A 13,247-nucleotide genomic window follows, 5' to 3' on the forward strand; every position below is an offset into this window, starting at 1 on the left:
GAGCGGCCGGAGCGGCGGCTTCCTGCGCGAGAGCGGCCGGAGCGGCGGCTTCCTGCGCGAACGCCGGCGCGCTCGCCATCAGCGCGACGGCGCCAATGAGAGCGATGAAAGGGGTCTTTCGTTTGTTGTCGAGCATCTGTCGCCAGTTCCTGATTGGTCTAGCACGTTTGGACCGAAGGGTCGTCGCGCGAGAGCGTCTCCTACCCTAACTAAATAAGCCCGTCGTCCCGACCGGTTTGATCCGTTCAAGACGCGAGAGCCGCTTCGCTGCGCCCGACCTGTGGCGCCTATTTCCACGTACGTGAAACTGGGCGTTCGGATACGGGAGCGATTTCATGCTCCCAGAGCGGGAACCCAAAATCTTACCGCAATGTTAGACGTGCGGCAGGGGTCCTTTGGCAACACCTTTTCCAAGCGTCAAGAGGCCATACTTTTGGGTGCGACCCCAAGTTAGCCTCGCCCGCGCATGCATTGCTGCGACGCACAATGACAGACCCAAGTAATCCCGGTCGAAATGCTACATTTGAACGAAATAAAATGCTGCACTGCAGCAAGTCTGACGGAACGCCGGTCTGAAAATAACAGCACCGAGCCTGACGATTTGGCGCCGGCGCGCACGAAAATCGGTCAGGAGCCGTTGGGCGCCGCAAATGGGAGCCTGCCGGCCCCGAGTCAATCAGCGTTCGGTCACCGGCGGCCGATGTCCTGACTGGCGTGTCCTGGGCGCCATGGCTCCGCGGAGGTGAAATGACCACGGAAAAGCAGAAGATGTTGGCGGGCCAGCCCTACGATCCGGGAGATCCGGAGTTGCGGGACGAAGCGGCCTCGGCCCAGATCTGGATGTCCCGCTTCAACGCCGCGCTGAGCTTGAGCGCCGAGGACCGCCATAGGCTGTTGCGCGAGGGGCTTGGAAGCGTGGGCGAGCACGTCAACGTGCGCCCGCCCTTCTATGTGGACTACGGCTACAACATCCATCTCGCGGACGGCGTGTTCCTGAATTTCGGCTGCGTGGTGCTCGACGTGACAGAAGTGACCATCGGAACCGGAACCCAGGTCGGCCCCGGCGTGCAAATCCTGACCGCCGACCATCCGCGTGATCCAGCGCAACGGCGCGCCGGCGTGGAGTTCGGCCGCCCGATCCGGATCGGCGCCAATGTGTGGATCGGCGGCGGCGCGCTGATCCTGCCGGGGGTCAGCATCGGCGACGACGCGATCATCGGGGCCGGCGCAGTGGTGACGCGCGACGTACCTAGCGGCGCGACTGCGGCAGGCAACCCGGCTCGTCTGCGCTAGATGTCCGACACTTTGACGCCCGCCGTCGCCAAGACCTCATTTGCGCCGGTGGTCGACACCCGCACGCGGCTGCTGGTGCTCGGCAGCCTTCCAGGCGAGCAGTCGCTACGCCAGGCGCAGTACTATGCCAACCCGCGCAACCAGTTCTGGCGGCTGATGGAAGTTGTCACCGGACGCGGCCTCGTCACCCTGGGCTATGACGACCGGCTTGCGACGCTGCTCAATGCGGGCGTTGGGCTCTGGGACGTCATCGCATCCGCCGAACGCCAGGGGAGCCTGGACACCAACATCCGCGCCCATGTCTCGAACCGCCTGGACGACATGGCCGTCACCCTGCCCGAGTTGAAGGCCATCGCGTTCAATGGCGGCAAGGCCGCCACCATCGGCCGTCGGCAACTGGGAACTTCTCGGGACTACGCTCTCGTCGCCCTGCCCTCAAGCAGCCCAGCGCACACGCTGGACTTCGACCGCAAGCTGGCCGACTGGCGCGCGCTTTCGCGGTTTCTCTGAAGCGATGAAGGCTAAGAGAAGATGGTGCTTGGGTTTCCATGCGCCTCAACGACGGCGCCATAGGCCATCTGACGGCCGCGATCTGGCGGTGCAATTTACCGGCGCTTTGCCTCCAAAATAGTTTAGGCAGAGCGCGTTCGCGCCGATCGTCGTTCGCTGAGGGGCCGTGTCGTTTCGTTACGAAGCCGAGTGTGAGCTCTGGACCTACCCCGGTAAGGGCGGGTGGTGCTTCATCACGCTGCCGACGGACTGGACGTCGCCCCTTAAAGTCGTCCGGGGGGGCCAAGCTGGCGCTTGGGGATCGATGCGGGTCGAGGCGACCATCGGCGACTTGACGTGGCGCACATCCTTGTTTCCGGACAGCAAGGCCGGAGCATTCCTGCTCCCGATCAAGGCCGAGGTCAGAAGGCGGTTAGCGATTGCGCCCGGAGACCGCGTGCGGGTCGTCGTGACCATCGGCCTTTAATTATAACGATCGTGCCTAGCTGCTGCTGGAGTGGGCGCGTTTGCGGGAAGGGCGCTCCGACAACCGGCAATGGGGATGAAATCGCTCCCCCAAAGCCTTCCTAGCAGGATGCCCTCCTCAGCCTGTCGTTCCCTTCGCACTCGGGCTCTTTGCCGGGATGCGGGCGGGTGGCGCGCTCAGCGTCTGCTGGGGCGCTTATGACGGCAAGAAACTCGCATGGGTCCCCGGCAAGAATCCGAACACTGCGAAATGCAGTTCGCCTTCTCCGACATCCTCGCGGACGCCTGGGAGCGCCGTCGGGGCGTCCTCCCCGCATTGGAAATCGCGGTAAACGCGTGTGCGGCGCCGTGGAGTGAAAGCGGCTTACGGGCCTCGTTCTTCAAGCGGGTGCGCTTGCTGACGGCGTCGGGCGCCCTACGCCCAGGATGCTCATTCCACGGCTTCCGCCACACGATCGGAACGTTCGCGCGGTAGGGCGATCACTCTGAATTTAAAGTCGCGGCCGCTATCGGTGATCGCACACTAGCTATGGCGGCGATCTACGGCCGCGACGCCGACCGTTTGAAGGCCCAAAACGAAATGCTTGGGGGCGTTCAGAACCGCTTCGCCAAAGTTGATTGGAAAACGAGCGCGCCACGAATGGAAAACGCCCTTCCCGAAGGGGGCGTCTAGCCTACGCAAAACCTTGTGGGAAAAGTGGTGCCTGGGGGCGGATTCGAACCACCGACACGCGGATTTTCAATCCGCTGCTCTACCAACTGAGCTACCCAGGCGCCGGTCCCGTCTGCGCGGGAGCCGCGTCTATAGAAGAGGCGTTCGCGCCTGTCCAGCGGGGTTTCAGTCTTCTTGGTTTCCGTCGTCGACGGCTTCGTCATCGGCGGCCGGAATGGCGTAGCGGCCGCTGAGCCAGCGCTGCAGATCGACGTCCGCACAACGCTTTGAGCAGAAGGGCCGATACTCGGTTTCGGCGGGCTTGCCGCAGATCGGGCACGGGGCGCTCATTGAGCGCTGACCTGGATATGGCCGCGGGCCGCAGCGGCCTGCGGACGAATCGTGAAGCGCCCGCCGATCTTGCCGGCCAGCAGCTTGGCCAGCGGCGCGGCCGCTTCGGCGACGCCCGGGGCGCAGTCAGCGGTGAGGCGCGCGCCGGGCTGATTGGCGCCCTCGGTCTCGATGGCGCGGATCAGTTGCAGAGCCAGCGTCAGGTCGGAGAGCCTGCCCTGGCTGTCACAGAGGATGTCCGACAGCGGCGGCGTCCGGCGCGGAATGGTCATCTCCATGGTGCCGAAGCGCCCGATCGGGCCGATGGCGACACCGGGATTGTCGGGCGCGAAGGCGGTGCGCGCGGCGGTCAGCATGGCGTTGCCGTCGTGGCCGCGGCCGACCAGGTCGAAGATCACGATGCCGCCGAGGCTCTTGAGGCGCAGCAAGCGCGCGCCGTGCGTCAGGGCCGCCAGGTTCGCCGCGCGGGTCACGCGCTTGACGTCATTGCCCTTCCGCTCGCCGATATCCACGTCAACACTGATGAGGGCGCGGGTGGGCTCGATGGCGATGTCGCCGCCACCGGGAAGTTTATGGACGATCTCCAGGGCGTCGGCCTGGGCCTCATCGGCCGCAAGGCGCGCCTCCCGGCCGCTGACGATGGCGCCGCCGCGGGCGAAACCGGCCAGTTGTTCTTCAAGGTCGGGCGCGGGGGCCAGCAGGCGCGGCGCGCCATCGGCCGGGCCGATCACACGGACGGTGGCGAGCTTGCCAAGACGCGGTTCGCTGCGGATCTCGACCTCCAGCGACTGGCCCTCGACCGGCCGCGCATCGGGCCGGAAGGACAGCAGCGCCTCGACGCCGCCCAGGTCGACGAAGGCCGAGGCGAAGGCCGGCTCGACCTTGCGCACCCGCGCCACGTGACGGGCCCCGAGCTTGGTGGCGGGGTCCTCGCCGTCGCGAGCGATCAGCAGGCGCTCGGGCTGGCCGTCCAACAGCACCACGCCCCGGCTCTCACCGATTCCACGGTCAAGAAAGAGAGTCCGCTCGCTCATGCCCCGACAAAGCCCAGGCCGCGCAAAAGGTTCACGGTCTCGTACAGCGGCAGGCCGACGACCGAAGGATAGGAGCCCTGGACTGAAATGACGAAGGCGCCTGCCTGGCCCTGGATCGCATAGCCCCCCGCCTTGCCGATCCCCTCGCCGCCGGCGAGGTAGGCGTCGATCTCCGACTTGGTGAGGCGCTTGAAGGTCAGGCGGGTCTCCACCAGCCGGTTGGCCGTGCGACCATCCGGGCCGACCACGGCGACCCCGGTCATCACGCGATGCGCGCGGCCCGACAACAGTTCCAGGCAACGGCGGCCCTCGCCCTCAGTCTCCACCTTGGGCAGGATGCGGCGCCCGACGGCCACCACGGTGTCAGCGGCCAGCACGTAGGCGTCCGGGCGCGCGTCAGCGACCTTCGCGGCCTTGGCCGCCGCGAGGCGAAGCGCGGTCAGACGCGGGGTCTCGGTCTTGAGGGGGGTCTCGTCGATCTCCGCAGGGACAGTCTCGTCAGGGACGAGGCCGATCTGGCGCAGGAGATCCAGCCGCCTGGGACTTGCTGAAGCCAGCACCAGGCGCTGAGGCGGCATAGTGGCCAAGCGGCCTCTAGCGGACGCGGAAGGTGATGCGGCCCTTGGTCAGGTCATAGGGCGTCATCTCGACCAGGACCTTGTCGCCGGCCGACACGCGGATGCGGTTCTTACGCATCTTGCCAGCGGTGTGGGCGATGATCTCGTGATCGTTCTCAAGTTTCACGCGGAAGGTCGCGTTGGGCAGGACTTCACTGACCGTGCCCGGAAACTCCAAAAGTTCTTCTTTCGCCATGCAGGCTCCCAGTTGGCGTTCGAATCGTGAACGGCCCGCGGGCGGAATCGCATCGCGGACCGGGCATGAAGATTATAGCGCAGAGCGCTTTACGCGCTCAGAGCGCCAATAGCTAGCGCGGGAAACGCTCGGCGATCTTCTGGGCGAGGTTATCGCGCACCTCGCGATAGGCGGCGATCCGCGCCTCCCGCGATCCTTCGACGATGGTCGGGTCGAAGGTCGGCCAGTACTCGATCTCGGCGGCGCGGCCGCGGGTCATCTCCACCGCCCGGTGTTGGGCCTCGGGGGTCAGGGAGATCACCAGGTCGAAGGAAGAGTCCTCCAGGTCGTCGAAGGTCTTGGGCGCATGGCTGGCGAGATCGACGGCGATCTCTTCCATCACTGAGCGTACGAAGGGGTCGGCCCCCTCCCCGTCCACCACCGTCTCGCGCTTGAGGCCGCAACTGTCGACATAGACCCGGTCGCCCAGGACGCGCTTGAGCAGCGCCTCGGCCATCGGTGAGCGCACGCGATTGAAATTGCAGGCGAAGAGCACCGCGCCGGGGAGCGGCGGCCGGGATCGGTCAGCGGGCATCACGTCCTATCCCCGCCAATGCAGAGCGCAAATGAGGGTGAACAGCCGGCGCGACGTGTCGAGGTCGGTCTCGATCTTGCCCTGCAGCCGCGTGCGCAGAAGGTCGGACGCTTCGTTGTGCAGACCGCGACGGCCCATGTCCAAGGCCTCGATCTGCTGGGGTGAGGAGTTGCGGATCGCCTGGTAATAGCTCTCGCAGATCATGAAGTAGTCTTTGATCAGGCCGCGGAACGGCGAGAGCGAGAGGATGTGCCGCTTTTCGTAGGCCGGGCCGCGGACATCCAGCACCAGCCGGTTCTCGATCAGCCCCATGCGCAGGTCGTAGGGACCGCCCTCGGCGCCTTCCGGGAGGAAATAGTTCTCCTCCAGCAGATCGAAGATCGCGATCTGCCGCTCCTGTTCCTGGTCGCGCGAAACCGCCGCGAGGGATTCCTCGTCGATCTCAACTGACTGCAGGCGATGTTTGGTGCGGTCTTCGTCGGCCATGGCGATGTGGGAGAGACTTGCCCGGAGCTTTATTGCAAACCAACCCCTAACGTCATCCTGCGACGCGCGCTGTGGCGCCACGAACACGAAAAAGGCGCCCGGCGTGGTGCGCCGGACGCCCTTCATCGATCAGGCGAGCCTATTAGTAGCGGTAGCTGGCCTGCTGGTAGCCGGCCGGCTGCACATAGGCGCCGTGGACATAGCCGACGCCGACGCCGCCTTGGCCCACCAGGATCCATTCGGTGCCGCGCACCCGGGCCAGGGCCTGGAAGGGTTGGCCGGGGCGCAGGGCGCCGACCTTGGCCGAACCGGTGCTGGGCGCGCCGCGGACGTTCACGCTCGAGTTGGCCACGAACGAGCCGCCGTCGCGAACGTAGCTGGCCGGAGCCACGTCGCCGTTCAGACGATAGCCGTTCTGGACGTAGGTGGCCGGGCGATAGGCCGGCTGGCCGTAGGCGTAGTTGTTCTGGGCCACCTGGTCGCGCTGCATCTTGCAACCGACCCACGAGCCGGTGGCGGCGCCGGCGACGGCGCCGATGGCGGTGCCCGTGCCTCGGTCGTTCTTGGCCAGGTTCGAGCCGGCCGCAGCGCCCAGCAGGGCGCCGATCAGCGCGCCGCCGGCCTGCTTGTTGCCTTGGGCGTCGCAGCTGACGACCGAACCGATCCCACCGCCGGTGGGGGCGCGGTATTGTTGAGCGTTGGCCGCACCGACGGCGCCCGCCGCGATCACGCTGGTCAGCGTGGCCACAGCCGCGCCGCGCATCAGCTTGGAAGTCTTCAGAGTGCGCATTGCCTGGTCTCCGTCATTGGCTTGCTGCAGGGCCGTGCGGCCCCGATGACGGAGAAACTAGCTGTGCCTTCCTGAACGGCCTCCGCGACGCGGCTGACAGGAACTGTTCAGCTTTGCGAAGGCTGTCCGAGGCGGATTGCCGCCGAGCGGGCGTGGGCCGGAAGGCCCTCGGCGTCGGCCAGGGCGACCGTGTGCGGGCCGAGGATAGCGAACGACTCCGCGTCGCACTTCACGATCGAGGTGCGCTTGATGAAATCGTACAGCGACAGGCCCGAAGAGAAGCGCGCGGCGCGGCTGGTGGGCAGGACGTGGTTGGAGCCGGCCACATAGTCGCCGATGGCTTCAGGGGTCACCCGACCCAGGAAGATCGCGCCGGCGTGGCGGACCCGGTCGGAGAGCCGCTCGGGGTTGTCCATCGCAAACTCGACGTGCTCGGGCGCGATCAGGTCGACCAGGCGAGGCGCCTCGTCCAGCGGGGCGATGACCACCGCGCCATGGTCGCGCCAGGAGGCGGCGGCGTCCTCGCCGGTGCTGAGCGTCTTGAGCTGATCCAGGACGGCCGCCTCGACCGCGGCGGCGAAAGCCTTGTCGTCGGTGATCAGGATCGATTGCGCGGCCGGGTCATGCTCGGCCTGGGACAGCAGGTCCGCGGCGATCCAGTCGGGCCGGTTGGCGCCGTCGGCGACCACCACGATCTCGGACGGCCCGGCCAGGGCGTCGATGCCGACCGTGCCGTAGACCCGGCGCTTGGCGGCCGTGACATAGGCGTTGCCGGGACCGACGATCTTGTCGACCGGCTTGATCGGTCCCGCGCCATAGGCGAGCGCGGCGACCGCCTGGGCTCCGCCGACGCGCCAGATTTCGGTGACGCCGGCTTCCTTGGCGGCGGCCAGCACGGCGGGCTGCAGACGGCCCGGCGGCGTGACCATGGCGATCCGCTCGACGCCGGCCACCTTGGCCGGGACGGCGTTCATCAGCACGGTCGAGGGATAGGCGGCGCGGCCGCCGGGAACGTAGATCCCCACCGCTTCCAAGGGCGTCCAGCGCCAGCCGAGCTCGACCCCGGCCTCGTCGGTGAAGGCCACGTCGGCCGGACGCTGGCGGCTGTGATAGGCGGCGATCCGCTTGGCGGCGAAGGCGATGGCCTCGCGCACCTGCGGCGGGCAAGCCTCGGCGCCGGCCTCGATCTCCTCGGCGGAGACGCGGATGGTGGTCTCGTCGATCTCGACCTTGTCGAACTGGCGAGCGAAGCGGAGCAGCGCCTCAAGCCCCTCGGCGCGGACGGCGGCCAAGACGTCGCGGACCGCAGTGTCAACTTCCTGCGGCGTCTCGCGACGCTCGTCGATGAAGGCGGCGAAGGCGGCCTCAAAGCCGGGGTCGGTGAAGGAGAAGCGGCGCATGCCGCGCTCTTTAGCGGCCAGGGCCACACAGGGCTAGGCCCGGCCGCGCCATCGGCGAGGCGGCGCGCGGTCGTGCCGATAACCCCCAGAATCGCCGATCGGCTATCGGCAACCCCGCCGAAAGGGCGGTTTTGCCTGCCGATAGGGCGCAATTCGGCAGGTTTCCCGCCGGCAACTGCAGGAAGGCGCCGATAGACGGCCGCCTAGAGCTCGTGCTTCGGCGTCCGCGGCGTCGCCCAGGGGGCGCTGACGTCGGCCAACACCACGTCGAGACATTCGACCTGGGCGCGCAGGTCGCCGCCGCCGGCGAAGGTGAACACCACCGCGCCGCTGGGCGCGTCGCTCGGCTCGAAGGCAATGTTCAAAAGCTCGACCACCGCGTCCTTGGCGGTACGGCGCAGCTTGCGGGCCTGGACCTTGTCGACCGAGCCGAGCTGAAGGGCCGCGCGAACGCGCTCCTTGCCCTTCCCCTCCCAGCGATAGCGGTTGAAGACCAGGGTCAGGCGGCGGGCGGCCGGCTCGTAAGAGATATCGCCGATCTTGCCCACGGCGTCCTGGAGGGCGGCGGCGATCACAGCGAGGTCGTCGGCGTCCTGCGCCAGCAGGCGAATGGCTTGGGTCATCTTACTCCTCGGACTCGCCGTCGCAGGCGATGCGCCGGACATTGGCGCCGCAGGCGCCGAGCTTCTCTTCCAGCCGTTCGAAACCACGGTCCAGGTGATAAACGTGACTGACCGTCGTCTCACCGCTGGCCGCCAAGGCAGCGATCACCAGACTGACCGAAGCGCGCAGATCGGTGGCCATCACCGGGGCGCCGCCGAGGGTCGCGACGCCGCGCACCCGAGCTTCCCCGCCCGAGACCGCGATCTCGGCCCCCAGCCGCGCCAGTTCCGGAGCGTGCAGGAAGCGGTTCTCGAAGATCGTCTCGCGGATGACGCTCTCACCGTCCGCCAGGGTCATCAGGGCCATGAACTGGGCCTGCAGGTCGGTGGCGAAGCCCGGATAGGGATCAGTCTCGATCTCCACAGCCTGCAGCCGCCCGCCGTTGCGCTTGATGGTCATGCCGTCGGCGTGACGGGTCACTTCGACCCCGGCCTCGACCATTTTGCCCAGCAACGAATCGATGAAATCGCTGCGCGTCCTGGTCAGGCGCACCTCGCCCCCGGCCATCGCTGCGGCCAGGGCGAAGGTGCCGGTCTCGATACGGTCGGGGATCACCGAGTGGGTGGCGCCGTGCAGACGATCGACGCCCTGGATGCGGATCGTCGAGGTCCCGCCCCCTTCCACCTTCGCCCCCATGGCGTTGAGGCAGTCGGCCAGATCGCCGATTTCCGGCTCGCAGGCGGCGTTCTTCAGCACCGTCTCGCCCTTGGCCAGCACAGCGGCGAGCATCGCGTGCTCGGTGGCGCCGACCGAGACGAACGGGAAAACGATCTCGGCGCCGGTCAGGCCGCGGGGGGCCTGGGCGTAGACATAGCCCTCGTGCAGATCGATCGAGGCCCCCAGCGAGCGGAGCGCTTCCAGGTGCAGGTCCACCGGACGCGCGCCGATCGTGCAGCCGCCGGGCAGCGAGACCTTGGCGTGGCCGGTCCGCGCGATCAGGGGGCCGAGCACATTGAACGAGGCCCGCATCTGGCGGACCAGATCGTAGGACGCGAAGGCGCTGACAATCTCCGGGACATGGAGAATGGTCTCAGCCCCGTCATCGCCGTCCTGTTCGACGATCTCGGCGCCCAGGCGCTTCAGCAGGCGGGCCAGAAACCGGGTGTCAGCCAGTCGCGGCATGTTGGTCAGGCGCAGGGGTTCATCGGTAAGCAGGCTGGCGGCCATCAGCTTGATGGCGGAATTCTTGGCGCCGCTGATGGGGATTTCACCCTTCAGCCGCGCGCCGCCGGTGATGACGATGCGATCCAAACTCGTCCCTCGGAAGGGAGATGCGCGAACGCCGCGCTGACCTCAGCCCTTCGGGCGCTATCTAGCGTGCGGGGGCGACCGGCGGAAGCGGCCCCGCTTCACGAGCGCTTGTCCGAATCGTCGACCTCCGGGGCCGGCTTGGCCGTCGGCTTGGAGCCCGCCTTTCGCCGCCGCAGATTCGCCCGCAGCGCCGCGGCGAGTTTGTCCTCACGCTCCTGAGCGGGGGTTTTGTCCTGCTTTCCCATCAAAATACGGGGGTGCGGCGAGACGACATGCAGGTCAAGTGCAGTTTCTTCATATTGGGGCTTCACTCCGGCGACGGGTTTGGCTATAGCCCCCGCCTCGCCTTTCGCCGCCGTAGCTCAGTGGTAGAGCGCATCCTTGGTAAGGCTGAGGTCGGCAGTTCAATCCTGCCCGGCGGCACCATCGGGGCCCAAGTTTTTCAAAGACTTGGGCCCCGACCAATTTCCCCGACATCACTCCACGGCACAGCTAGTAAGCATATAGTAAGCAGCGCGCACTCGCGTCGCTTGCGCCGATATGCCTTGTGAACGGTTCTTCGTGCCAGTCGTCCTGATGAGAGCGGGCCGACGAGGACGATCCGTCCTGTCGGCCCGCTGCATGCAAGAACTCATCAGCCGCTTCCTCTGACGTCTAGCTGAGGACGGCCTTCACTTTGAGGAACGCGAAGTCGCCCGGCTCGGCCGTCCGTCGGCAAGTAGAAATGACACCGGCGAGTTCGTTGCCGAGTGCACGCTCGACACCCAGAACAAACACGATTTGGGCGACCCAGCCGCAGATCGCGGCAATGTTCGGCGTCGAAAGAGCTATCTGTCGGCTAGGCTGCCGCGACGACTGAGCCCGCCCCAACCGGCGGGCTTTGTGGCTTGGGAACCGAGGGGCCGCTGGCGCGATTGCCCTGAATGCAAGCCCGGAGGACTCGCCCATGACCCAACCCAGCGAGCAGTACGCCATCCAGGCCGATCGCACGGCCCAGGCCGAACGCAGGATTCAGGAACAGGTCGACGCCAAGGAGCAACGATCCTTGAAAGGTGTGGACGACGAACCGGCCATGCAGGCGGGCGCCCGCGAGTACCCCGCTCCGCCCTTCCCCGAGCAGCACCAGCACAAGCCCGGCCTGGAGGCCGCCCTCGACCCGCAGCCGATGTACGACGCTCCGTTCTACAAGGGCTCGGAGAAGCTGAGGGACAAGGTGGCCCTGATCACCGGCGCCGATTCAGGTATCGGCCGCGCGGTCGCCGTCCTGTTCGCACGTGAAGGCGCCGACATCGCCATCGCCTATCTCGCCGAGGACCAGGACGCCCAGGCGACCAAGGCCGCGGTCGAGAAGGAAGGCCGCCGAGCTATCCTGCTGTCCGGCGACGTAGCCGATCCCGCCTTCGCCAAGGACGCCGTAGCCAGGACCATGGAGGCCTTCGGCAAGCTCGACATCCTGGTCAACAACGCCGCGTTTCAGGAGCACGTCGAGGCGTTCGAGGATCTCACCGAAGAACACTTCGACCGCACGCTGAAGACCAATCTCTACGGCTACTTCCACCTAGCCCAGGCGGCGGTCCCGCGTATGAAGCCTGGCTCGGCGATCCTGATGACCGGCTCGATCACCGGCATCGAGGGCAGCAAGGAGCTGCTGGACTATTCGATGACCAAGGGCGGTATCCACGCCTTTACCCGCGCCCTGGCGGGTCACCTGATCCCCAAGGGCATCCGCGTCAACGCCGTGGCGCCAGGCCCCGTCTGGACCCCGCTCAACCCCGCCGACAAGCAGGCGCCCGACGTCAGCCAGTTCGGCGCCAAGACCAAGATGAAGCGCCCCGCCCAGCCGGAGGAGATCGCACCGGCCTACGTCTTCCTCGCCTCACCCCATTGCTCCAGTTACATCACCGGAGAGATCCTGCCGATCATCGGCGGGTATTGATCAGGGGCCCGGACAGCCGACTCTTCTGCCATTGGGTCGGGAGCCACGCGAGTTACGACCGCTCGCTGCGTAATCGGACGCCGATCGGAGGCCCCATCGGGCTATTGCCTTAGATTCCGGGTGCGCTTCATCGCAGGCTACTCGAGCAGCTCGGCCAGGGCTGACGCATCCTGCATGTCCAGGCCGACCTGCAGCACGCCGCCGATCACAACCGGCTGCCCGGTGAAGAGTCGAACACCGTCCGCCCTTCCTTGTCCTGCTCGAAGTCGTAGCGGGTGGCCATCAAGAGATGCTGGAATTCTCGTTAGCGGTACGCTATATGACTAGTTAGATGGTCAGGAGCATTCCATGAGCGCGATCAGCCTGGCGGAGGCTAAGGCCCATTTGAGCGAACTCGTTGATCGCGTGGAGGCGGGCGGCTCGATCGACATCACCCGTCGGGGCAAGCGCGTCGCGCGCCTGACAGCTGTCGCGAACCCTCGCAAGCGGATCGATCTTGCAGCTCTTCAGAGGCTGACGTCGGCGACGCCCGCCTCATCGCAGACCGCTGCCGACCTCGTACGCGCGATGCGAGACGGCGATCGTTACTAGTGCACTATCTCGACACTTCGTTGATCGTCGCGGCGCTGTCGAATGAAGCGGCGACGGGACGCGCACAGGCGTGGATGACCGAGCAGGATCCGGCGGAGCTGCTCATCAGCGATTGGACCGTGACCGAGCTTTCATCGGCCATGTCGATCAAGCTTCGCACTGGCCAGATCACCCTCGAGCAGCGCGCAGCGGCGCTGGCGATGTTCAACAGGCTCACAGCCGAAACCTTCACCGTTTTGCCGGTCGCCGCTGCGCATTTCCGGACGGCCGCCAAGTTCGCGGACCAGCATGCGCTTGGCCTCCGCGCCGGTGACGCACTGCATCTTGCAGCTGCGGCCGACCATGGAGCCATGGTGCACACCCTTGACCTGCGGCTAGCGCAGGCCGGTCCTGTCTTGGGCGTTCCGACAAACCTGCTGACTTAAGACCGTTCGCGCC

The 13,247-nt window shown here is 66.7% G+C and carries 16 protein-coding genes and 2 tRNA genes; 7 read left to right on the plus strand and 11 right to left on the minus strand.

The window, feature by feature from the left end:
- The first annotated feature begins 747 nt into the window (after positions 1-747).
- The 3 genes from AC1DQJ_RS12785 (at position 748) to AC1DQJ_RS12795 (ending at position 2,269) form a co-directional block, all read left to right on the plus strand.
- Positions 748-1,293: a sugar O-acetyltransferase gene (locus AC1DQJ_RS12785; protein ID WP_477603825.1), complete on the plus strand. Its 546-nt coding sequence runs from the start codon at positions 748-750 to the stop codon at positions 1,291-1,293.
- Positions 1,294-1,803, plus strand: coding sequence for a DNA-deoxyinosine glycosylase (locus AC1DQJ_RS12790; protein WP_477603827.1), 510 nt, complete (start codon positions 1,294-1,296; stop codon positions 1,801-1,803).
- Between the two features lie 166 nt (positions 1,804-1,969).
- The gene (locus AC1DQJ_RS12795) at positions 1,970-2,269 is read left to right on the plus strand and encodes a DUF1905 domain-containing protein (protein ID WP_477603829.1); all 300 of its coding nucleotides are present in this window, start codon (positions 1,970-1,972) and stop codon (positions 2,267-2,269) included.
- A gap of 697 nt (positions 2,270-2,966) precedes the next feature.
- Here AC1DQJ_RS12795 and AC1DQJ_RS12800 read toward each other — a convergent pair.
- The 11 genes from AC1DQJ_RS12800 to murA form a co-directional block, all read right to left on the minus strand.
- A tRNA-Phe gene (locus AC1DQJ_RS12800) sits at positions 2,967-3,042 on the minus strand.
- A gap of 64 nt (positions 3,043-3,106) precedes the next feature.
- On the minus strand, positions 3,107-3,271 hold the full coding sequence (gene yacG / locus AC1DQJ_RS12805; RefSeq protein ID WP_477603831.1) for a DNA gyrase inhibitor YacG: 165 nt from the start codon (positions 3,269-3,271) through the stop codon (positions 3,107-3,109).
- Positions 3,268-4,305: a ribonuclease E/G gene (locus AC1DQJ_RS12810; protein ID WP_477603833.1), complete on the minus strand. Its 1,038-nt coding sequence runs from the start codon at positions 4,303-4,305 to the stop codon at positions 3,268-3,270. The genes yacG and AC1DQJ_RS12810 overlap by 4 nt, the downstream gene beginning before the upstream one ends.
- Positions 4,302-4,883 carry a Maf family nucleotide pyrophosphatase gene (locus AC1DQJ_RS12815; RefSeq protein WP_477604114.1) on the minus strand — a complete coding sequence of 194 codons (582 nt, stop codon included), beginning with the start codon at positions 4,881-4,883 and terminating at the stop codon, positions 4,302-4,304. The genes AC1DQJ_RS12810 and AC1DQJ_RS12815 overlap by 4 nt, the downstream gene beginning before the upstream one ends.
- Before the next feature lie 16 nt (positions 4,884-4,899).
- Positions 4,900-5,118 (minus strand): translation initiation factor IF-1, encoded by a 219-nt coding sequence (gene infA / locus AC1DQJ_RS12820; protein WP_111458197.1) that lies wholly within the window; start codon positions 5,116-5,118, stop codon positions 4,900-4,902.
- Positions 5,119-5,230: 112 nt separating this feature from the next.
- The gene (locus AC1DQJ_RS12825; RefSeq protein WP_477603835.1) at positions 5,231-5,692 is read right to left on the minus strand and encodes an arsenate-mycothiol transferase ArsC; all 462 of its coding nucleotides are present in this window, start codon (positions 5,690-5,692) and stop codon (positions 5,231-5,233) included.
- A gap of 6 nt (positions 5,693-5,698) precedes the next feature.
- On the minus strand, positions 5,699-6,178 hold the full coding sequence (locus tag AC1DQJ_RS12830) for a UPF0262 family protein (protein WP_477603837.1): 480 nt from the start codon (positions 6,176-6,178) through the stop codon (positions 5,699-5,701).
- A 142-nt stretch (positions 6,179-6,320) separates the two neighbouring features.
- Positions 6,321-6,968 (minus strand): SH3 domain-containing protein, encoded by a 648-nt coding sequence (locus AC1DQJ_RS12835; RefSeq protein ID WP_477603839.1) that lies wholly within the window; start codon positions 6,966-6,968, stop codon positions 6,321-6,323.
- Positions 6,969-7,075: 107 nt separating this feature from the next.
- Entirely contained in the window at positions 7,076-8,368 is a 1,293-nt protein-coding gene (gene hisD, locus AC1DQJ_RS12840) for a histidinol dehydrogenase (RefSeq protein ID WP_477603841.1), read from the minus strand.
- A 203-nt stretch (positions 8,369-8,571) separates the two neighbouring features.
- Positions 8,572-8,991, minus strand: coding sequence for a DUF2948 family protein (locus AC1DQJ_RS12845; RefSeq protein WP_477603843.1), 420 nt, complete (start codon positions 8,989-8,991; stop codon positions 8,572-8,574).
- A gap of 1 nt (position 8,992) precedes the next feature.
- The gene (gene murA / locus AC1DQJ_RS12850) at positions 8,993-10,282 is read right to left on the minus strand and encodes a UDP-N-acetylglucosamine 1-carboxyvinyltransferase (RefSeq protein WP_477603845.1); all 1,290 of its coding nucleotides are present in this window, start codon (positions 10,280-10,282) and stop codon (positions 8,993-8,995) included.
- 351 nt (positions 10,283-10,633) lie between these two features.
- On the opposite strand from murA, the gene AC1DQJ_RS12855 reads away from it, so the two are divergent.
- The 4 genes from AC1DQJ_RS12855 to AC1DQJ_RS12870 all read left to right on the plus strand — a co-directional run bounded on the left by AC1DQJ_RS12855 (position 10,634) and on the right by AC1DQJ_RS12870 (position 13,234).
- Positions 10,634-10,708, plus strand: a tRNA-Thr gene (locus tag AC1DQJ_RS12855).
- A 520-nt stretch (positions 10,709-11,228) separates the two neighbouring features.
- Positions 11,229-12,218 (plus strand): SDR family oxidoreductase, encoded by a 990-nt coding sequence (locus tag AC1DQJ_RS12860; protein ID WP_477603847.1) that lies wholly within the window; start codon positions 11,229-11,231, stop codon positions 12,216-12,218.
- 348 nt (positions 12,219-12,566) lie between these two features.
- Positions 12,567-12,809 carry a type II toxin-antitoxin system Phd/YefM family antitoxin gene (locus AC1DQJ_RS12865; protein WP_477603849.1) on the plus strand — a complete coding sequence of 81 codons (243 nt, stop codon included), beginning with the start codon at positions 12,567-12,569 and terminating at the stop codon, positions 12,807-12,809.
- Positions 12,809-13,234: a type II toxin-antitoxin system VapC family toxin gene (locus tag AC1DQJ_RS12870; RefSeq protein ID WP_477603851.1), complete on the plus strand. Its 426-nt coding sequence runs from the start codon at positions 12,809-12,811 to the stop codon at positions 13,232-13,234. The genes AC1DQJ_RS12865 and AC1DQJ_RS12870 overlap by 1 nt, the downstream gene beginning before the upstream one ends.
- The last annotated feature ends 13 nt before the right edge of the window (positions 13,235-13,247 follow it).

Source organism: Phenylobacterium sp. P4_E10, assembly GCF_056401675.1.

Bases quoted from the DNA above. Each gene is read 5' to 3' on its own strand.
- AC1DQJ_RS12790 (WP_477603827.1), top strand. From the start codon at position 1,294: ATGTCCGACACTTTGACGCCCGCCGTCGCCAAGACCTCATTTGCGCCG.
- AC1DQJ_RS12860 (WP_477603847.1), top strand. From the start codon at position 11,229: ATGACCCAACCCAGCGAGCAGTACGCCATCCAGGCCGATCGCACGGCC.
- AC1DQJ_RS12825 (WP_477603835.1), bottom strand. From the start codon at position 5,692: ATGCCCGCTGACCGATCCCGGCCGCCGCTCCCCGGCGCGGTGCTCTTC.
- AC1DQJ_RS12835 (WP_477603839.1), bottom strand. From the start codon at position 6,968: ATGCGCACTCTGAAGACTTCCAAGCTGATGCGCGGCGCGGCTGTGGCC.
- yacG (WP_477603831.1), bottom strand. From the start codon at position 3,271: ATGAGCGCCCCGTGCCCGATCTGCGGCAAGCCCGCCGAAACCGAGTAT.
- AC1DQJ_RS12810 (WP_477603833.1), bottom strand. From the start codon at position 4,305: ATGAGCGAGCGGACTCTCTTTCTTGACCGTGGAATCGGTGAGAGCCGG.
- hisD (WP_477603841.1), bottom strand. From the start codon at position 8,368: ATGCGCCGCTTCTCCTTCACCGACCCCGGCTTTGAGGCCGCCTTCGCC.
- infA (WP_111458197.1), bottom strand. From the start codon at position 5,118: ATGGCGAAAGAAGAACTTTTGGAGTTTCCGGGCACGGTCAGTGAAGTC.
- AC1DQJ_RS12865 (WP_477603849.1), top strand. From the start codon at position 12,567: ATGAGCGCGATCAGCCTGGCGGAGGCTAAGGCCCATTTGAGCGAACTC.
- AC1DQJ_RS12845 (WP_477603843.1), bottom strand. From the start codon at position 8,991: ATGACCCAAGCCATTCGCCTGCTGGCGCAGGACGCCGACGACCTCGCT.
- AC1DQJ_RS12815 (WP_477604114.1), bottom strand. From the start codon at position 4,883: ATGCCGCCTCAGCGCCTGGTGCTGGCTTCAGCAAGTCCCAGGCGGCTG.
- AC1DQJ_RS12785 (WP_477603825.1), top strand. From the start codon at position 748: ATGACCACGGAAAAGCAGAAGATGTTGGCGGGCCAGCCCTACGATCCG.
- AC1DQJ_RS12830 (WP_477603837.1), bottom strand. From the start codon at position 6,178: ATGGCCGACGAAGACCGCACCAAACATCGCCTGCAGTCAGTTGAGATC.